Origin of the sequence: Rossellomorea vietnamensis NBRC 101237 (genome assembly GCF_001591825.1) — a bacterium.
Classification (GTDB): domain Bacteria; phylum Bacillota; class Bacilli; order Bacillales; family Bacillaceae_B; genus Rossellomorea; species Rossellomorea vietnamensis.
On sequence record NZ_BCVQ01000043.1, the window covers coordinates 1 to 19,844 of the forward strand.

The 19,844-nt window shown below is 44.3% G+C and carries 22 protein-coding genes and 2 other annotated features; all 22 genes read left to right on the forward strand.

The window, feature by feature from the left end:
* The first annotated feature begins 284 nt into the window (after positions 1-284).
* The 22 genes from BVI01S_RS17310 (at position 285) to rplJ (ending at position 19,794) form a co-directional block, all read left to right on the forward strand.
* A complete protein-coding gene (locus tag BVI01S_RS17310) occupies positions 285-746 on the forward strand; it encodes a CtsR family transcriptional regulator (protein WP_034766034.1) in 462 nt (153 codons plus the stop codon).
* A 20-nt stretch (positions 747-766) separates the two neighbouring features.
* Positions 767-1,315: a protein-arginine kinase activator protein McsA gene (gene mcsA, locus BVI01S_RS17315; protein WP_034766032.1), complete on the forward strand. Its 549-nt coding sequence runs from the start codon at positions 767-769 to the stop codon at positions 1,313-1,315.
* On the forward strand, positions 1,312-2,394 hold the full coding sequence (gene mcsB / locus BVI01S_RS17320; RefSeq protein ID WP_034766030.1) for a protein-arginine kinase McsB: 1,083 nt from the start codon (positions 1,312-1,314) through the stop codon (positions 2,392-2,394). Before mcsA ends, mcsB begins: the two co-directional genes overlap by 4 nt.
* A 1-nt stretch (position 2,395) precedes the next feature.
* Complete coding sequence (clpC, locus tag BVI01S_RS17325) at positions 2,396-4,843, forward strand: ATP-dependent protease ATP-binding subunit ClpC (RefSeq protein WP_061811072.1); 2,448 nt, start codon at positions 2,396-2,398, stop codon at positions 4,841-4,843.
* Positions 4,844-5,141: 298 nt separating this feature from the next.
* Positions 5,142-6,518: a DNA repair protein RadA gene (gene radA, locus BVI01S_RS17330; protein ID WP_061811073.1), complete on the forward strand. Its 1,377-nt coding sequence runs from the start codon at positions 5,142-5,144 to the stop codon at positions 6,516-6,518.
* 3 nt (positions 6,519-6,521) lie between these two features.
* The gene (disA, locus tag BVI01S_RS17335) at positions 6,522-7,595 is read left to right on the forward strand and encodes a DNA integrity scanning diadenylate cyclase DisA (protein ID WP_034766024.1); all 1,074 of its coding nucleotides are present in this window, start codon (positions 6,522-6,524) and stop codon (positions 7,593-7,595) included.
* Positions 7,596-7,808: 213 nt separating this feature from the next.
* A complete protein-coding gene (locus tag BVI01S_RS17340) occupies positions 7,809-8,900 on the forward strand; it encodes a PIN/TRAM domain-containing protein (protein WP_060674161.1) in 1,092 nt (363 codons plus the stop codon).
* A gap of 80 nt (positions 8,901-8,980) precedes the next feature.
* Positions 8,981-9,685 (forward strand): 2-C-methyl-D-erythritol 4-phosphate cytidylyltransferase, encoded by a 705-nt coding sequence (gene ispD, locus BVI01S_RS17345; protein WP_061811074.1) that lies wholly within the window; start codon positions 8,981-8,983, stop codon positions 9,683-9,685.
* On the forward strand, positions 9,678-10,154 hold the full coding sequence (ispF, locus tag BVI01S_RS17350) for a 2-C-methyl-D-erythritol 2,4-cyclodiphosphate synthase (protein ID WP_061811075.1): 477 nt from the start codon (positions 9,678-9,680) through the stop codon (positions 10,152-10,154). Before ispD ends, ispF begins: the two co-directional genes overlap by 8 nt.
* A gap of 86 nt (positions 10,155-10,240) precedes the next feature.
* Complete coding sequence (gltX, locus tag BVI01S_RS17355; protein WP_061811076.1) at positions 10,241-11,698, forward strand: glutamate--tRNA ligase; 1,458 nt, start codon at positions 10,241-10,243, stop codon at positions 11,696-11,698.
* Positions 11,699-11,741: 43 nt separating this feature from the next.
* Positions 11,742-11,959 (forward strand) — a binding site (T-box leader).
* 67 nt (positions 11,960-12,026) lie between these two features.
* Entirely contained in the window at positions 12,027-12,677 is a 651-nt protein-coding gene (gene cysE / locus BVI01S_RS17360) for a serine O-acetyltransferase (protein ID WP_061811077.1), read from the forward strand.
* Positions 12,674-14,074 (forward strand): cysteine--tRNA ligase, encoded by a 1,401-nt coding sequence (gene cysS / locus BVI01S_RS17365; RefSeq protein WP_034766016.1) that lies wholly within the window; start codon positions 12,674-12,676, stop codon positions 14,072-14,074. The genes cysE and cysS overlap by 4 nt, the downstream gene beginning before the upstream one ends.
* Positions 14,074-14,499 carry a Mini-ribonuclease 3 gene (locus tag BVI01S_RS17370; protein ID WP_034766015.1) on the forward strand — a complete coding sequence of 142 codons (426 nt, stop codon included), beginning with the start codon at positions 14,074-14,076 and terminating at the stop codon, positions 14,497-14,499. The genes cysS and BVI01S_RS17370 overlap by 1 nt, the downstream gene beginning before the upstream one ends.
* Positions 14,496-15,239 carry a 23S rRNA (guanosine(2251)-2'-O)-methyltransferase RlmB gene (gene rlmB, locus BVI01S_RS17375; protein ID WP_034766014.1) on the forward strand — a complete coding sequence of 248 codons (744 nt, stop codon included), beginning with the start codon at positions 14,496-14,498 and terminating at the stop codon, positions 15,237-15,239. The genes BVI01S_RS17370 and rlmB overlap by 4 nt, the downstream gene beginning before the upstream one ends.
* Before the next feature lie 5 nt (positions 15,240-15,244).
* Positions 15,245-15,754, forward strand: coding sequence for an NYN domain-containing protein (locus BVI01S_RS17380; protein ID WP_061811078.1), 510 nt, complete (start codon positions 15,245-15,247; stop codon positions 15,752-15,754).
* A gap of 62 nt (positions 15,755-15,816) precedes the next feature.
* Positions 15,817-16,476, forward strand: a complete 660-nt coding sequence (sigH, locus tag BVI01S_RS17385) for an RNA polymerase sporulation sigma factor SigH (protein WP_094075237.1) — start codon at positions 15,817-15,819, stop codon at positions 16,474-16,476.
* Between the two features lie 72 nt (positions 16,477-16,548).
* On the forward strand, positions 16,549-16,695 hold the full coding sequence (rpmG, locus tag BVI01S_RS22255; RefSeq protein WP_079534455.1) for a 50S ribosomal protein L33: 147 nt from the start codon (positions 16,549-16,551) through the stop codon (positions 16,693-16,695).
* 46 nt (positions 16,696-16,741) lie between these two features.
* Positions 16,742-16,921, forward strand: a complete 180-nt coding sequence (secE, locus tag BVI01S_RS17390; protein ID WP_034766010.1) for a preprotein translocase subunit SecE — start codon at positions 16,742-16,744, stop codon at positions 16,919-16,921.
* Positions 16,922-17,091: 170 nt separating this feature from the next.
* Positions 17,092-17,625, forward strand: coding sequence for a transcription termination/antitermination protein NusG (nusG, locus tag BVI01S_RS17395; protein ID WP_034766009.1), 534 nt, complete (start codon positions 17,092-17,094; stop codon positions 17,623-17,625).
* 177 nt (positions 17,626-17,802) lie between these two features.
* Positions 17,803-18,228, forward strand: a complete 426-nt coding sequence (rplK, locus tag BVI01S_RS17400; RefSeq protein ID WP_032085258.1) for a 50S ribosomal protein L11 — start codon at positions 17,803-17,805, stop codon at positions 18,226-18,228.
* A gap of 125 nt (positions 18,229-18,353) precedes the next feature.
* On the forward strand, positions 18,354-19,055 hold the full coding sequence (gene rplA, locus BVI01S_RS17405) for a 50S ribosomal protein L1 (RefSeq protein ID WP_034766007.1): 702 nt from the start codon (positions 18,354-18,356) through the stop codon (positions 19,053-19,055).
* Between the two features lie 51 nt (positions 19,056-19,106).
* Positions 19,107-19,251 (forward strand) — a sequence feature (ribosomal protein L10 leader region).
* A gap of 42 nt (positions 19,252-19,293) precedes the next feature.
* Positions 19,294-19,794: a 50S ribosomal protein L10 gene (gene rplJ / locus BVI01S_RS17410; RefSeq protein ID WP_034766005.1), complete on the forward strand. Its 501-nt coding sequence runs from the start codon at positions 19,294-19,296 to the stop codon at positions 19,792-19,794.
* Positions 19,795-19,844 lie beyond the last annotated feature (50 nt).

A 19,844-nucleotide genomic window follows, 5' to 3' on the forward strand; every position in this document is an offset into this window, starting at 1 on the left:
AAGTTACTTTTTTTTTGGTTTTAATTAAATTTGTTCAAAGAACATAGGTATATTACCAATCGCCACTACTACAAAACCCACTCACAACGGCACCCCACCCTGAAACTTCTCTCCTACGCAGTGCCCCATTTCCAAATTTATATCCAACAATCTCACATTCACACGTTTAAAACCTTCCTTAAACAGGAAAACTTCTAAGGTCAAACTTCATAATTGCAAAGTTTAAAACACGGTTGTATAATTATAGTCAAATATAGTCAAAGTCAAAATGAGGAGGAGGTTTGATGAGGAACATATCCGACATCATTGAAAATTATTTAAAGAATGTGTTAGAACTGAGTGAAAGTGAGATAGTCGAGATTAAAAGAAGCGAGATCGCTGATAAGTTTCAATGTGTTCCTTCTCAAATTAATTATGTAATTAATACCCGCTTTACTGTAGAACGAGGGTATGTAGTAGAAAGTAAACGTGGCGGCGGTGGATACATCCGGATCATGAAGGTGAAGGCCCACGATCAGGTTCACTTGATCGACCAGCTAGTGGCATTGATTACACAAACAATCAGTCAGAATACGGCAGCGGATATTGTTTTTCGGTTAGTGGAAGAAGAGATCATTTCCGAAAGAGAAGCCAAGATCATGCTGAGTGTGATGGATCGATCGGTCATCATGGTCGAATTACCGGAACGGGATATCCTGAGAGGAAGAATGCTTAGAGCCATGCTGGATACATTGAAGTATGAGTAAGGGTTAAAGAGGTGAATGGGATGGTTTGTCAAGAGTGTAATGAAAGACCTGCGACCCTTCATTTTACCAAGGTGGTAAACGGGGAAAAGACAGAGGTTCACTTATGTGAGCAATGCGCTCAGGATAAGGGTGAGATGTTTATGTTTGATTCTTCTCCCGGCTTCTCTGTGAACAATCTATTGGCAGGTCTTCTTAATATAGCTCCTGCATTTAAGCAGGCAAAGGAAACCGAGATTCCTAAGACAGAAGTTTTACAGTGTAAAAAATGTAAAATGACGATTCATCAGTTCATTAATGTGGGACGCTTTGGCTGTGCCCATTGTTATGAGACGTTTAAAGAAGAACTCACTCCATTATTAAAGCGTGTTCATAATGGGAATGTCGAGCATCACGGTAAGGTTCCGGAGCGTATGGGCGGAGCCATCCATGTGAAAAAGAAGGTATTGCAGTTGAAGTCTGAATTGCAAACCATGATTGCGGATGAAGAGTTTGAGAAAGCAGCCGAGATCCGAGACGAAATCCGCTCCCTGGAAAAGGAGATAAAGAAAGAGGGAGGCGATAAAGAATGAGTCTTGAGAAGTTCTTGAGTAATGCCGTCAGTTCCTGGATGAGTGAAGAGGGACCGAATTCGGATATTGTCCTCAGCTCCAGGGTGAGGCTTGCGAGGAATCTGACAGACTTCCGTTTTTCCACTCTTTATTCTTCAGAGGAAGCCAGGGAAATCGTGGATCGGGTAAGGGATAAGCTCACATCATACCCGAAGAATTTAGGAGAATTAGAATTTTTACCTACAAGTGAGATTCAGCCTCTCCAAAAGAGGGTATTAATGGAGAAACACCTCATAAGTCCTAATCTGGCAGAGGAAACGAATTACGGAGCTGTCCTTTTATCAAGTGAGGAAGATATTAGCATAATGGTAAACGAAGAGGACCATATTCGAATACAGTGTTTATATCCAGGTCTGCAATTGAAGGAAGCTTTACAGAAAGCCAATCAGATCGACGATTGGTTTGAAAGTGAATTTGACTTTGCGTTTGATGAGAAGCATGGCTACTTAACGACTTGTCCTACCAACGTGGGGACGGGGCTCAGGGCTTCCGTCATGATGCACTTGCCGGGACTGGTGTTGACGCAGCAGTTAAACCGTATCATTCCCGCGATTAATCAACTGGGATTAGTGGTGAGAGGGATTTACGGAGAAGGCAGCGAAGCGCTGGGGAACATCTTTCAGATCTCCAATCAAACGACACTTGGCAAGTCGGAAGAAGATATCGTAGAAGATTTGTTAAGCGTTGTGAAGCAGATCATCGAGAAAGAGCAATCGGCAAGGGACGCATTAGTTCAAACGTCAAACATACAATTAGAGGATAGGATCTTCCGTTCTCTAGGGGTGCTGGAGCATAGCAGAATCATTGAGTCCAAGGAAGCTGCGAAATGTTTATCGGATGTCAGGCTTGGAATTGATTTAGGATACATCAAAGTGATATCTAAGAATATATTGAATGAACTAATGATTTTAACCCAACCTGGTTTTTTACAACAATATTCTGGAGGTCCACTGAGACCAAATGAACGAGATATAAGAAGGTCTTCTTTGATTCGGGAGCGAATTAAGTTAGATAAAGATACATGTGAGGAGGAAAAATAATATGATGTTTGGTCGATTTACAGAAAGAGCCCAAAAAGTACTGGCATTAGCTCAAGAAGAAGCGATTCGTTTGTCGCACAGTAATATTGGTACTGAACATATTTTATTAGGACTTGTCCGCGAAGGTGAAGGAATCGCTGCCAAGGCACTTACGGCATTGGGACTGAGCCCTGAAAAGATCCAGAAGGAAGTTGAAGGGTTGATCGGAAAAGGAACCGAGAAATCTCAAACGATCCATTACACACCTCGTGCGAAGAAAGTGATTGAACTTTCCATGGATGAGGCCCGTAAGCTGGGTCACTCATATGTTGGAACGGAACATATTTTACTGGGGTTGATCCGAGAGGGTGAAGGAGTGGCTGCCCGGGTGCTTGGTAATCTGGGTGTCAGCTTGAATAAAGCGAGACAGCAGGTACTGCAGTTGCTAGGAAGCAATGATTCAAGCAACCATCAGGGTGGAGGCAACGCCAATGCCAATACACCTACACTTGACAGCTTAGCCCGTGATTTGACAGCCATTGCCCGTGAAGGCAGCTTAGATCCGGTCATTGGTCGAAGCAAGGAAATTCAGCGCGTCATTGAAGTGCTGAGTCGTCGTACGAAAAACAACCCGGTGTTGATCGGTGAGCCCGGAGTAGGTAAGACTGCAATCGCAGAAGGCCTCGCACAACAGATCATCGCCAATGAAGTGCCTGAAATCCTGCGCGACAAACGCGTGATGACCCTTGATATGGGTACGGTTGTAGCCGGTACGAAATACCGCGGGGAATTCGAGGACCGACTGAAGAAGGTCATGGATGAAATCCGTCAGGCGGGTAACATCATCCTCTTCATCGATGAGCTCCATACGTTAATCGGAGCAGGAGGGGCTGAAGGGGCGATTGATGCCTCCAACATCTTAAAACCATCCCTGGCACGTGGGGAATTGCAGTGTATCGGTGCCACGACATTAGATGAGTACCGTAAATATATTGAAAAGGATGCAGCGCTTGAGCGCCGTTTCCAACCAATTCAAGTCAATGAGCCAACGGCAGCAGAGTCCATTCAGATCCTTAAAGGATTACGTGATCGTTATGAGGCTCATCACCGCGTGTCGATTACGGATGAAGCGATCGATGCTGCAGTGAAGCTTTCTGATCGCTATATTTCAGACCGCTTCCTACCGGATAAGGCCATCGATTTAATTGATGAAGCAGGTTCCAAGGTGCGCTTACGTTCTTATACGACGCCGCCAAACTTGAAAGAGCTTGAAGCAAAGCTGGAAGAAATCCGCAAAGAGAAGGATGCAGCGGTTCAAAGCCAGGAATTTGAAAAAGCAGCTTCCCTAAGAGATTCTGAGCAAAAGCTTCGTGAAGAGCTGGAAGAAACAAAGAACACATGGAAAGAAAAGCAGGGGCAGGAAAATACAGAAGTAACTGTTGAGGATATTGCGAAGGTTGTTTCGAACTGGACGGGAGTACCGGTATCGAAATTGGCTCAAACGGAAACGGATCGCTTACTCAAATTAGAGGAAATCCTTCATTCCAGAGTCATCGGGCAATCAGAAGCAGTCGTTGCGGTTTCGAAAGCCGTGCGCCGTGCACGTGCCGGCTTGAAAGATCCGAAGCGTCCGATTGGTTCCTTCATTTTCTTAGGACCTACAGGAGTCGGGAAAACGGAATTGGCACGGGCACTTGCAGAGTCCATGTTCGGTGATGAAGATGCGATGATCCGCATTGATATGTCCGAGTACATGGAAAAGCATTCGACCTCCCGTTTGGTCGGTTCTCCTCCAGGATATGTGGGATATGAGGAAGGCGGTCAGTTAACGGAAAAGGTTCGCCGCAAGCCATATTCGGTCGTTCTTTTAGATGAAATTGAAAAAGCACATCCGGATGTATTCAATATTCTCCTTCAAGTTCTGGAGGATGGCCGTTTAACAGACTCTAAAGGAAGAACGGTAGACTTCAGGAATACAGTCCTGATCATGACTTCAAACGTAGGTGCACAGTCCCTTAAGAGCAATAAATACGTAGGGTTCAATATTCAGGACGGGAAACAGGATTACAAAGATATGAAAGGAAAGGTCATGGAAGAGCTGAAACGTGCTTTCCGACCTGAGTTCCTTAACCGTATCGATGAAATCATCGTGTTCCATTCACTTGAAAAAGACCACTTGAAAGAGATTGTGACATTGATGTCGAACCAATTGACAACCCGCTTGAAAGAGCAGGATATTCATTTAGAGCTTTCACCTGCTGCTAAAGAGAAGATAGCAGATGAAGGATTCGATCCTGAATACGGTGCACGACCTCTCCGTCGCGCTATCCAGAAATATGTTGAGGATAAACTGTCGGAAGAATTGTTAAGAGGAAAAGTGCTGACAGGACAGAATATTTTGATCGACGTAGAAGATAGTGAATTTGTTGTAAAGGTTAAAGAAGAGGAAGCGGCCAATACACCGACATAATAGCAAGGATGATGAAGAGGTACACGTATATGTTTTTCGTGTACCTCTTTTATCATAATGGTTACCTCCGCTTTTCGATTGTCTAGCTCCGGTGGCTAGAGGCTCGAGGTCATAAGTCAAGTTACCCAAAAAGGCAAAAAGACGCCTTTCCGGGTAACCCGCCTTATGCTTGTCGCCTCTGGGCAAGCCACCTCTGCTTTTCGATTGAATCTGTTACATAAAACCGCTACAATCATTCCAAATGGTATTATCCTGAATGGGTACGAGTACAAATAGAGTAAAAGAGGGGAAGAATAGATTGGCAAAGAAAAAGACTAAGTTTGTGTGTTCATCTTGTGGATATGAGTCTGCTAAGTGGATGGGGAAATGTCCGGGGTGTAACGAGTGGAATACGATGGTGGAAGAGGTTGAAATGACAGGGAAGAAACCCCGGACGTCGTTTATGCACTCAGAAAATACCGGTCCATCTAAAGCAGAGAAGCTAATCTCCATTGAAACGAAGCAGGAGCCCAGGGTATTGACCGAGTCGAAAGAGTTGAACCGGGTGCTTGGGGGAGGAGTAGTACCAGGGTCGCTGATATTGATTGGTGGAGACCCGGGGATCGGAAAATCCACTTTATTGCTGCAGGTTTCGGCCCAGCTTGCTGATCAAAAGCAGAAGGTTTTATACATCTCCGGGGAGGAGTCCATCAAGCAAACCAAGCTGCGGGCAGATCGACTGCATGTGAAATCAGATGATTTATATATATTTGCGGAAACAAATCTTGAGCTGATTCATCAAACGATTGAGCAAATCTCACCGGATTTCGTCATCATCGACTCGATTCAGACGGTCTTTCATCCTGACGTGACGTCTGCTCCCGGAAGTGTCTCCCAGGTAAGGGAGTGTACGGCAGAACTGATGAGAATCGGGAAAACAAAGGGCATTGCCATCTTTATTGTAGGGCATGTTACCAAGGAAGGCTCGATTGCAGGACCTAGATTATTGGAGCACATGGTCGATACCGTACTGTATTTTGAAGGGGAACGTCACCACTCCTATCGTATTTTAAGAGCGGTGAAGAACCGTTTCGGATCTACGAATGAGATGGGGATTTTTGAAATGAAGGAATTGGGCCTTGAGGAAGTGGCCAATCCATCTGAGATATTCCTGGAAGAGCGCTCACAAGGTGCGGCGGGTTCAACGGTCGTTGCCTCGATGGAAGGAACGAGGCCGGTTCTGGTGGAGATTCAAGCTCTTGTGACCCCAACCAGTTTTAACAACCCCCGAAGGATGGCAACAGGGATTGATCATAGCCGGGTTTCACTGATCATGGCTGTGTTGGAAAAGCGGGCAGGCATGCTTTTGCAGCAGCAGGATGCGTATCTGAAAGTGGCTGGCGGGGTGAAACTGGATGAACCGGCGATTGATTTAGCCGTTGCTGCAAGTATCGCTTCCAGTTTTCGTGACAGGGCGTCCAGTGCCCATGATTGCATTATCGGTGAAGTCGGTTTAACAGGTGAGATCAGAAGGGTATCAAGAATTGAGCAGCGCGTACAGGAAGCAGCCAAGTTAGGGTTTAAGAGAGTGATTATTCCCCAGAATAACTTAAGCGGATGGCAGCCTCCTTCTGATATAGAGATCAAAGGGGTATCGAATATCAATGAAGCACTCTCAATTATCTTAGGAGGATAAGAAATGGAAGATAAGAAGGCAAGAGATAAGTCCATGTCGGATATACTGCAATTTGTTGCTCCGGGTGCCCCGATCAGGGACGGCATTGATAATGTGCTGAGAGCCAATACGGGGGGACTTATTGTTGTTGGATACAATGATAAGGTGAAGTCTGTTCTGGACGGGGGCTTTCATATCAATTGTGCATTCTCTCCCAGCTATCTGTATGAACTGGCCAAGATGGATGGGGCCATCATCCTGAATGAAGCGGGAACGAAGATCATTTTGGCGAATGCACAGTTGGCTCCCGATGTGTACGTGCCTTCCACGGAAACGGGTATGAGACATCGGACGGCAGAGCGGGTTGCGAGGCAAACAAATGCCCTTGTCATTGCCATCTCTCAACGGAGAAACGTCATCACCCTGTATCAAGGGAATTTCCGATATGCACTAAAGGACATCTCTGTCATCTTGACGAAAGCCAACCAGGCGATCCAAACCTTGGAGAAATATAAGGTGGTTCTCGATCAAAGCATTTCTAATTTATCCGTGCTCGAGTTTGAGGAGCTTGTCACCCAAAGCGACTTACTGCAGGTTCTTCACCGCTTCGAGATGGTTCTCAGGATCAAGAATGAGCTATTGACGTATCTCAGCGAGCTCGGTGTCGAGGGCAGATTGATCCGCCTTCAGATGAATGAACTGTTGGCGGATATTGAGGATGAGGCGATGCTCATCATCAGGGACTATTCCCAGGAAAGGAATATCAAACCGTTCGAACTTCTCTATAAATTCCAGGAGCTTGTTCACTCTGAAGTGTTAGAGGATAATGTCTTATTAAAATTACTGGGATACCACGGTTATGTCCACCATGATGATGCGATTTATCCCCGAGGATACCGCGTGTTGAATAAGATCCCCCGTCTGCCGATTGTCATCATTGAAAATCTTATCACGAGATTTGAAACCCTCCACCATGTAGTGAGGGCTTCAGTCGATGATTTGGATGAAGTCGAAGGGATCGGTGAAGTAAGGGCAAGGAAAATCAAAGAGGGGTTAAAACTGATCAAGGAACAGACATTTGCAGATCGACAGCTGTAGGCAGAGAGGCCTATATATGGCAGAAATGGGATAATTGTATCATTTTCAAAAAATTGACAGTTCGATTTAGACGTGTTAGCCTTCATGTAAGGAAGCTAGTAAGCTGGGATACGTGTATCAAAATCGTATCCGTTGTATTAAATTCAAATTTTCAAGGCCTTAGACGTTTCAAAAATAGTAAATTGTTTATAATGAGTAGGAGGAGGTGAGGGAATGTTAAAAAGAATCGTTCAAGCGTGCTTCCTCATTGTCGGGGGAACACTAGGGATATTTCTACTTCCCGAATTATTTACCGTCATAAATCTATCGGACATTCCTTTAATTAATAACCCTTATATGACTGCTATATTTGGTGCCATCATTTTTTATATTCTTACGTTTTGGGCAGTCGAGTATGTCGTCAATTTCGTCAAGTGGTTTGAAGATAGCTTGGTAAAGGCACCGGTAACGGATTTGTTATTTGGCAGTTTGGGCCTGATTATCGGTTTATTTGTTGCGTATTTGTTTGGGATCCCCTTCAATCAAATGGAGATTCCGATCGTCAATACAGTGATTCCCATTCTATTAACATTGCTTCTTGGATACTTAGGGTTCCAGGTTGGATTTAAGAAAAGGGACGAATTGGTCAATCTATTCGGCACGGCAAATCGAGGTAAGAAAAAAGGGTCGGAAGAGGATTTGGATGAAGAGGGTGTGAAGACCCTTAAGATATTGGATACGAGTGTGATCATTGACGGCCGTATCGCGGATATCTGTCAAACAGGATTTTTAGAAGGAATCGTGGTGATTCCGCAATTCGTACTGGAAGAGCTCCAGCATATTGCCGACTCTTCCGATGTATTAAAACGAAATCGCGGACGCCGGGGTCTGGATATTTTAAACCGCATCCAAAAAGAGCTTCCTGTTGAGGTCCAGATTTATGAAGGGGACTTCGAGGAAATTCAGGAAGTGGATTCGAAGCTTGTGAAATTAGCGAAGCTTACGAATGGTATCGTTGTAACGAATGATTTCAACCTGAATAAAGTATGTGACCTTCAAGGAGTACAAGTATTGAACATCAATGATCTGGCCAACGCCGTCAAGCCGGTTGTTCTTCCTGGAGAAGAATTGAAGGTACAGGTCATCAAAGACGGTAAGGAGCATAACCAGGGAATTGCTTACCTGGATGATGGTACGATGATCGTCGTGGAAGAAGGGCGTAATTACATCGGTAAGTATATCGATGTCCTGGTCACATCCGTTCTTCAGACATCTGCAGGCAGGATGATCTTTGCGAAGCCGAAGCAACTGGAAAAAGCACTGTAAGAAAACGGTTTGCAGCCTGACTCCATTGATGCAGTAAGGTATAATGAATAGTATTACTTGTGTGTTAAAGGAGTTATATTATGGAATATGAAGTGGTCATTCCGGCTGCAGGGCAGGGAAAACGGATGAAAGCGGGCAAAAACAAACTGCTCCTTGAGTTGAATAGCTGTCCTGTCATCATTCATACATTGCGTGTGTTCGAGCATGACATCCTTTGTAAGGGAATCTATTTAGCCATCCATCCTTCAGAGCGACAAGTGTTTCAAGGACTCTTGGAGCGCTACGGCATCAAGAAGGTCGTGAAGCTTGTCGATGGTGGAGAAGAAAGACAGCATAGTGTATACAATGCATTGCTTGAGGTTGATCATGAGATTGTTCTGGTACATGACGGAGCAAGACCATTTATTAAAGAATCCACGATTCACCAATTAGTCGAGAAGACATATTCAACAGGGGCTGCCATTGCGGCGGTTCCTGTTAAAGATACGATCAAGAAAGTACTGGATGGCGAAGTCGAGGAAACGATTGAACGCTCAAGCTTGTGGATGGTTCAGACCCCACAAGCTTTTCGCGTTTCCGTTTTAACACAGGCACATAAAGAAGCCGATCAAGAGGGTTTCCTCGGTACAGATGATGCTTCACTGGTGGAAAGGTCTGATGTTGAGGTCGCTGTCGTTGAAAGTGATTATGACAATATTAAACTGACAACCCCTGAGGATTTATATTTTGCCGAGGCGATTTTGAAGAAGCGAGAGGAAATGAGTGGAGGAGAGAAACATGTTTAGGATCGGACAAGGATTTGATGTTCATCAGTTAGTGGAAGGGAGACCCCTTATCATGGGGGGGATTACGATTCCGTATGAAAAGGGATTATTGGGGCACTCTGATGCAGATGTCCTGTTACATGCTGTAGCGGATGCGTGTCTGGGTGCCATTGCGGCCGGGGATATCGGGAAGCATTTTCCTGATACAGACCCGGAGTTCAAGGATGCTGATTCGGCAAAGCTTCTCCAGCACGTATGGGCCCTTGTGAAAAAGGAAGGCTATGAATTAGGAAATATCGATTGCACGATCATTGCCCAGAAGCCTAAGATGGCTCCTTATATTGACGAAATGAGACAAAGTATCGCTATGCTACTGGAAGCGGATATAGGGGAAGTGAACGTGAAAGCCACTACTTCCGAGAAGCTTGGCTTTACCGGAAGAGGCGAAGGGATTGCCGCCCAAACCACCATATTGATTAAAAAGAAGTAGGGGAGAAATTCGCTTTATTCCCGTACTTAACGGTGTTAAAATAGGTCTTAGACTTTAAAGAGTAAATCATTATAGGAGGAACATACATGACAAAGGAAGTACGCGTCCGTTATGCCCCGAGTCCAACGGGTCATTTACATATTGGAAATGCAAGAACCGCTTTATTTAATTACCTGTACGCCCGCAGCACAGGTGGAAAGTTCATCATCCGTATTGAAGACACGGATAAGAAACGTAATATCGAAGGTGGAGAAGAAAGTCAGCTCAAGTATCTTCAGTGGTTGGGGATCGACTGGGATGAAAGTACAGATAAGCCGGGTGAATACGGGCCTTATCGTCAATCCGAGCGTAATCATATTTATGAGCAGTATTTAAATGAGCTGCTGGAAAGCGGACAGGCGTATAAGTGTTACTGTACGGAGGAAGAGCTGGAAGCGGAGCGTGAAGCACAATCAGCATCTGGTCAAATGCCCCGCTACTCCGGTAAATGCCGTAACCTGACGAAAGAGGATCAGGAGAAATTGGCAGCAGAAGGCCGCAAGCCGAGCATCCGTTTCCGTGTACCGGCAGGGAAAGTATATTCCTTCAACGATATCGTGAAAGAGGATGTCTCATTTGAATCAGATGGTATCGGTGATTTTGTCATTGCGAAAAAAGACGGTACACCGACGTATAACTTTGCCGTTGCAGTGGATGATTATCTGATGAAAATCACACATGTTCTTCGCGGAGAAGATCATATTTCCAATACACCGAAGCAGTTGATGATCTTTGAAGCACTTGGTTGGGAAGCACCTGTTTACGGACATATGACATTGATCGTCAATGAAAGCCGTAAAAAGTTGAGTAAGCGGGATGAAAGCATCATTCAATTCATCGAGCAATACGAAGCATTGGGGTATCTTCCAGAAGCGTTGTTCAACTTCATCGCACTACTCGGCTGGTCTCCAAAAGGAGAAGAAGAGCTGTTTTCGAAAGATGAGTTCATTGAAATCTTTGATCCTGAACGTTTATCCACTTCTTCTGCCCTGTTTGATAATCAGAAGCTTACATGGATGAACAATCAGTACATGAAGAACTTGGAATTGGCTCAAGTGGTGGAGCTATCCCTCCCTCATTTAATCAGTGCGGGTAAATTGGATGAGAACATGTCCGATGAACAGCGCGAGTGGGCGAGCAGAGTCATTTCTTTATACCAGGAGCAAATGAGCTTCGGGGCTGAAATCGTGGAGCTGTCCGAAATGTTCTTCAAGACAGATCTTGAATATGATGAAGAGGCGAAAGCGGTACTCGAAGAAGAGCAAGTACCAGAAGTCCTTCAAGCTTTCTTGAATGAAATTGACGCACTTGAAACATACGAAGCGGCAGAAATCAAATCTTCTATCAAAGCTGTCCAGAAATCGACGGGCCATAAAGGGAAGAAGTTGTTCATGCCGATCCGTGTAGCCGTTACAGGCCAGACACATGGTCCTGAATTGCCGAATGCCATTGAGCTTTTAGGGAAAGATACAGTTAAACATCGTCTTCAAAGTCTTTTAGGTTAACATTTTGAAGGGTTTGTAATATAGTAAGAGTATCACGTTAAATGATATCGCGTTGATGAGGAGAAGTAAGAAAAGGATGCTTAGTAGAGAGAACCATCACCGGCTGAAAGTGGTTTAAGCCCCTCCGATTCTGAAATGCACCTCTGAGCCCGTTACTGAAATAAAGTAGGTAAAGGCGGTTTCCTACCGTTAACAGGATTCGAGTTGGAGAAGGTTTGTCTTCTCAATCAGAGTGGAACCGCGCCTACAAGCGTCTCTGTCAGTTTATTGACAGGGGCGTTTTTTTATTGTTATCAGTTTTTAAAAAAAGGAAGGGGGATGGATCCGAATGTTTAAGTCTTTTAGGGAAGATATAGATGTGGTGTTTGATCAGGATCCGGCTGCGAGGAATTATGTGGAGGTCATCCTTACGTATTCGGGTCTCCATGCCATTTGGGCCCATCGCGTTGCCCATGCATTTTTTAAACGAAAATTCTTTTTCATTGCCCGGGTCATTTCACAGGTCAGCCGCTTCTTTACCGGAGTGGAGATTCACCCCGGAGCCAAGATCGGCCGCCGCTTTTTCATCGATCATGGAATGGGTGTGGTGATAGGAGAGACGTGTGAAATCGGAGACAATGTCACGCTCTTCCAAGGGGTCACCCTCGGTGGAACCGGGAAGGAAAAAGGGAAACGTCACCCGACGATCCAGGATAATGCGTTGATTGCGACCGGTGCAAAAGTATTAGGATCGATCGTTGTTGGGGAAAATTCTAAGGTAGGGGCAGGATCCGTTGTCCTGAAAGATGTTCCGCCCAATTCAACCGTAGTCGGTATCCCGGGTAAGGTAGTCATTCAGGACGGTGTGAAGATACAGAAGGATCTAAATCACTGTGATCTGCCCGATCCGATGAACGACCGAATGAAGCAACTGGAAATAGAAGTGAATGAATTGAAATCATTATTAAGGGAATATGAGGGAAGGAGTCGATCATCATGACGATTCGTTTATATAACACACTGACAAGGCAGAAAGAGGAATTCAAACCCCTGGAAGAGGGTAAGGTCAAAATGTATGTGTGCGGTCCGACGGTTTATAACTATATTCATATAGGGAACGCCCGTCCTGCGATCGTGTTTGACACAGTGAGACGTTATCTGGAATACAGGGGATATGATGTTCAGTTCGTCTCTAATTTCACGGATGTGGACGATAAATTAATTAGAGCGGCCAAGGAACTGGGAGAAGACGTCCCGACGATTGCCAAGCGCTTTATCGATGCTTACTTCGAAGATACGGGAGCCCTCGGTTGCCGGAAAGCCGATGTACATCCGACAGTGACAGAGAACATTGACACCATTGTTGATTTCATCTCAGCCCTTGTAGAAAAAGGCTATGCCTATGAATCCCAGGGAGACGTTTATTATCGTACCAGAAAGTTCGATGGGTACGGTAAGCTGTCTCATCAGCCGATCGATGAACTGAAAGCGGGGGCCCGCATCGATGTGGGGGACAAAAAAGAAGATGCCCTTGATTTCGTTTTATGGAAAGCGGCGAAAGAAGGGGAGATTTCCTGGAAGAGCCCGTGGGGTGAGGGACGTCCAGGCTGGCATATCGAATGTTCAGCCATGGCTAAGCGCTATTTGGGAGATACCATCGACATCCACGCCGGGGGACAGGATCTGACCTTCCCTCATCACGAGAATGAAATCGCCCAGTCAGAGGCCCTTACAGGTAAGGCATTCGCCAATTACTGGATGCACAATGGGTATATTAATATCGATAACGAGAAGATGTCGAAATCACTCGGTAATTTCGTATTGGTGCACGATATTATTAAAGAACAAGATCCGCAGGTACTGCGTTTCTTCATGCTATCCGTTCATTACCGTCATCCGATCAACTACAATCTTGAGCTTCTGCAGAATGCAGAGACTTCTTTGGACCGGATTAAGACAGCGTATGAGAACTTGAAGCATCGCAAGGAATCAAGTACAAACTTAACGGACAATAATCAGGAATGGCTGGACAAAATCCGTGAGTTGAAAGCTCAATTCATTGCTGATATGGACGATGATTTCAATACGGCCAATGCGATTTCCATTCTATTCGAACTATCGAGACAAGCGAACTATTATTTGATGGAGAAAAATACATCAACAGAAGTCATTGACGGGTTCTTACACCAGTTTGAAGATTTCTTCTCTGTACTCGGTCTGACGTTGCAGGAAGCGGGAATATTGGACGAAGAAGTGGAAGAGATGATCGAAAAGCGCATTCAAGCCCGTAAAGACCGAAACTTCCAACTGGCCGATGAAATCCGGGACACATTGAAGGATATGGATATCATCCTGGAAGATACTCCTCAAGGCACCCGCTGGAAAAGGGGATCTTAATGCTGTACGAGACAAATGAACAAATCGATGCGAAACAAATCAATGCACTTGCACTTGCGTATATGGGGGATGCTGTATATGAAACATATGTACGGCAGCTCCTGTTGACCAAGGGGAAGATCAAACCGAATCAACTGCACAGGGCTGCGACGAAGTATGTGTCTGCTAAAGCGCAGGCGGCCATTCTCAGAACGCTGTTCGATCAGGACCTCTTATCGGAAGAGGAGATATCGATCGTCAAGCGCGGCCGGAATGCGAAATCGGGGACAACGCCTAAAAACACGGATGTACAGACGTATAAACACAGCACTGCTTTTGAGGCTCTTATTGGATATTTGTTTTTACTTAATCGGACGGATCGATTAGAGGAACTGTTGAAGATCATTTTTGAACAAGCCCAGGCAGGAAAGGAGGAACAGAAATGAGTAAAGATTTTATCGGAGGAAGAAATCCTGTCATAGAAGCGTTAAAGTCAGGGAGGGACATCAATAAGATTTGGATAGCGGAAGGTTCTCAAAAAGGCTCGATCCAGCAAATCGTCGGACTTGCCAAGGAATCCAATGTCATGGTCCAGTATGTCCCGAAGAAGAAAATCGAGCAGATGGTATCGGAGAATCATCAAGGGGTCGTCGCTTCCGTTGCTGCTTATCAGTATGCTGAACTGGATGATCTATTTCAAAAGGCAGAACAAAAAGGGGAGGATCCTTTTATTCTGATCCTGGATGAACTGGAAGATCCCCATAACCTGGGATCCATCATGAGGACGGCTGATGCAGCGGGTGCCCATGGGATCATCATCCCAAAGCGAAGAGCAGTGGGACTTACTTCTACCGTAGCCAAGGCTTCAACTGGAGCGATTGAACATATTCCCGTCGCACGTGTGACGAATCTGTCGAGAGCGGTGGATGAATTGAAAGAGCGCGGTGTTTGGATCGCTGGTACGGATGCGAAGGGGAAGCAGGATTTCCGCCAGCTGGACGGTACGCTTCCGATCGGTTTGATTATCGGAAGTGAAGGAAAAGGGATGAGCCGTATTTTGCGGGATAAATGTGATTTCCTTGTTCAGTTGCCTATGATCGGTCATGTGACATCACTAAACGCCTCGGTGGCAGCTAGTATTTTAATGTATGAGGTATATCGTAAACGCCACCCATTGGGAGAATAGGGAAGATGGATATCCTCCTTGTGGATGGCTATAACATAATCGGTGCCTGGCCGGAATTGAATGATTTGAAGCATAAGGACCTAGCCGCAGCGAGAGACCGCCTGGTGGAACAAATGGCAGAATATCAGGGGTATACGGGCTACCGTGTCATTGTCGTATTTGATGCATACTACGTACAGGGGATCGCCCGGAAATATCAAAATTATAAAGTGGAAGTGCTTTTCACCAGAGAAAATGAAACCGCAGATGAACGAATTGAAAGATTGGCCATTGAATTAAGCAATATCAAAACGCAGGTTCACGTAGCCACTTCTGATTTCACAGAACAATGGGCCATCTTTGGGCAGGGAGCCCTTCGCAAATCAGCGAGGGAGCTCTTGACCGAGGTGGAAGTCATTGAAAAAAAGATTGAAAGAAAAGTAAGGAATTCGAGTGAGAAACAGCCGGCTTCCAAGATCCAATTATCAGAAGAAGTTGCTGAAATTTTCGAAAAATGGCGTCGTGGGGAACAATGATAGGTTGACGATTGAATTTTCTGTAATGTATAATATTTCTATCTATTGTTTTGCTCGGGGGGATGCGTGTGAGCAATATCATCAGGACAGAAGCATTTGATAGTCGATTAGAAGGCATGGATGATGAAGAGATCATAGAAGCCGTCCATCAGGGTCACAGCGAAGCGCTCGATTTTTTGATCAGGAAATATCGTAATTTCGTAAGAGCAAAAGCCCGCTCGTATTTTTTAATCGGGGCAGATAAGGAAGATATCGTCCAGGAGGGTATGATTGGATTATACAAGGCCATCCGTGATTATAAGGAGGACAAGCTGACCTCTTTTAAAGCGTTTGCAGAGCTTTGTATCACAAGACAGATCATAACAGCCATCAAGACAGCCACGAGACAGAAGCATATACCACTGAATTCGTATGTTTCACTGGATAAACCCATTTATGATGATGAATCTGACCGAACGCTATTAGATGTCATTTCAGGTGCGAAAGTAATGGATCCGGAAGCGCTAATTATCAATCGTGAGGAATTCGATAATATGGAGGATAAGATGGCCCAGCTGTTAAGCGATCTTGAGAGGAAAGTACTGGCCCTTTATTTGGACGGGCAGTCCTATCAGGAAATATCGGAAGAGCTGAACCGCCATGTGAAATCCATCGACAATGCATTACAGCGGGTGAAACGGAAGCTTGAACGATACTTGGAAGTTCGCGAAATAACGATGTAAAGCCATATTGACACATTTTGGTGGTCGTGTTATTTTTGATAGGACTTACTATGTATAGTATAGGTGGAATATATGACTACTAAACTAATACTGGCTTGTACGGTATGCGGTTCCAGGAATTATTCCGTGCCGGGAAACCGTAATCAGGCCGTTCGATTAGAATTAAAGAAATTCTGTAATACATGTAATGCTCATACCCTACACAAAGAGACTAAATAGAGTGTAGAAGTCTTGCGTATTGATATTAGTTGGAGGTTACTAACGGATGTTTAAATTCTTTCGCAATGTTGCATCGGAAATGAGAAAGGTCAGCTGGCCTAAACGTAAAGAGTTAACGCGCTATACGATCACGGTTATTACGACAGTGATATTTGTTGCCCTTTTCTTTGCTGTTATCGACCTGGGCATCTCAGAACTTATGCGATTGATCATTGGTTCTAAGTAAGAGAAACATAGAATTAGTTGTATATATACCATGAAAGCATGGTATAATGAATGTTAATAGAGTACATGACCTTAGAGCCCGTTATCTTTTTACGGGTTTTTTCATTTGGAGAAAAAAGGCGAATGAGTATTCTTAAATAGCGAGGAGGGACGGACGTTTAGTCCTATGAAATGGAGAAGAATTGGTATGTAGTCCATACTTATTCAGGATACGAGAATAAGGTAAAAGCAAACCTTGAGAAGCGTGTTGAAACGATGGGGATGCAAGATAAGATCTTCCGCGTGATCGTGCCTGAAGAAGAAGAGACGGATTTTAAGAACGGCAAGAAGAAAGTAATTAAGAAGAAGGTATTCCCCGGTTATGTGATCGTGGAAATCGTCATGACGGATGATTCATGGTATGTTGTCCGTAACACACCTGGAGTGACCGGTTTCGTCGGCTCATCAGGCTCAGGATCAAAACCTACACCATTATTGCCGGAAGAAGTAACAAATCTTCTGAAACAAATGGGCATGACAGAGAAAAAGGTAGAGATCGACTTCGAATTAGGAGAAACAGTAAGGGTGAACGAAGGTCCGTTTGCGAACTTCACAGGCTCGATCGAAGAGATTGACAATGCTAAAGCAAAAGTGAAGGTACACGTTAATATGTTTGGTAGAGATACCCCGGTAGAACTGGATTTCTCCCAAATTGATAAATTATAATGGAAAAGAACTTGAAATCATTCTGAAAAAATGGTACTATTTCATAAGTCAGTGCGTCTCCACAAAGAGATACTGAACCTAATAGACGTTCTTTATGTTGATAAAGACATTTTTTACATTTGAGTGGGAGGGTGAAAAACCCAATAACCACATCACGGACTTAAGGAGGTGTGTCTCGTGGCTAAAAAAGTTATCAAAATGGTTAAATTGCAGATTCCTGCCGGTAAAGCTAATCCAGCTCCACCAGTTGGTCCTGCACTAGGTCAAGCAGGTGTTAACATCATGGGATTCTGTAAGGAATTCAATGCTCGTACAGCAGATCAAGCTGGCTTAATCATTCCTGTTGAAATCACGGTATTTGAAGACCGTTCATTTACATTCATCACAAAAACTCCACCCGCTGCTGTTCTTCTTAAGAAAGCTGCAGGTATCGAGTCTGGTTCAGGCGAACCAAACAGCAAGAAAGTGGCAACACTTAAACGCGATAAAGTACGTGAAATTGCTGAAACAAAAATGCCTGACTTAAATGCAGCTAGTGTTGAATCAGCTATGCGCATGGTAGAAGGAACTGCACGCAGCATGGGTATCGTCATCGAAGACTAATCCCTGCTTCGTTAAAGTAGAGGTTCCTGTTGAACGAGGTTGCGATGATGAAATGTACGTTTCACTCGCAACCTTATTTCGTGGGAGGTTATTCCGCTAAAACCACATATAGGAGGAAATTTATAATGGCTAAAAAAGGTAAAAAGTTTCTTGAAGCTCAAAAGCTTGTAGATCGTACTACAGCTTATTCAGTGGAAGAAGCAATCGAACTAGTTAAGAAAACAAACTTCGCTAAGTTTGACGCAACGATTGAAGTAGCGTTCCGCTTAGGTGTAGATACTCGTAAAAACGACCAGCAAATCCGTGGAGCAGTTGTACTTCCTCATGGAACTGGTAAAACTCAAAAGGTTCTTGTATTCGCTAAAGGAGATAAAGCAAAAGAAGCAGAAGCTGCTGGCGCTGATTTCGTAGGTGATGCAGAACTGATCAACAAGATCAACCAAGGTTGGTTCGAGTTCGACGTAATCGTTGCAACTCCAGACATGATGGGTGAAGTTGGTAAACTTGGTCGCGTATTGGGACCTAAAGGTTTAATGCCAAACCCTAAAACTGGAACAGTAACATTCGACGTAACGAAAGCTGTTAATGAAATCAAAGCTGGTAAAGTTGAATACCGTGCTGACAAATCAGGTAACGTTCACGTTCCTGTTGGAAAGATTTCATTCGACAACGAAAAGCTTGTTGAAAACTTTGCTACAATGTATGAAACAATGCTTAAAGTTAAACCTGCTGCTGCAAAAGGAACTTACATGAAAAATGTTTCTGTAACTTCTACAATGGGACCTGGCGTTAAAGTCGATCCTTCCACTTTCGCAGTTAAGGCATAATTTGGTATTGACTTACTGAGGACTAGTGATTATAATTAGTTCTGTTGTTAAAAAACGAATACATTTGTACCGTAGACAGTAGGTGCTCGTCATGAGCTTAATGTCCTGCCGAGGTAATTGCGATAAAATAACCGCTTATAGCGCGTTTGCGATGCCCTTATGTCTACCTTGATATAAGGGCATTTTTTATTGGATGACGGTATAAATGTTCATCAGTCAATCTACAGGAGGTGTAATGATGAGCAGCATTCTAGATCAAAAGAAACACATCGTTGGAGAAATCTCTGACAAGCTAAAAAACAGTGTATCTACAATCGTTGTAGATTACCGTGGCCTAGACGTTTCCGAAGTAACTGAACTTCGTAAACAACTTCGTGAAGCTGGCATCGAGTTCAAAGTGTACAAAAACACTATGGTACGTCGTGCAGCAGAAGAAGCTGGTCTTGAAGGGTTAAACGAATTCTTAACTGGTCCTAACGCAATCGCGTTCAGTTCAGAAGAAGTAGTTGCACCTGCAAAGATCCTTAACAGCTTCGCTAAAGAACACGAAGCACTTGAAATCAAAACGGGTGTCATCGAAGGAACGATCACTTCAGTTGAGGATGTTAAAGCAATCGCTGAACTTCCAAACCGCGAAGGACTTCTTTCTATGCTACTCAGCGTGCTACAAGCACCAATGCGCAACTTCGCGTTGGCAACAAAAGCCGTTGCAGATCAAAAAGAAGAGCAAGGCGCGTAAGCTAAAGCAAGTCGTTTAAATAAAAAATTAAGCAAACATCACAAGGAGGA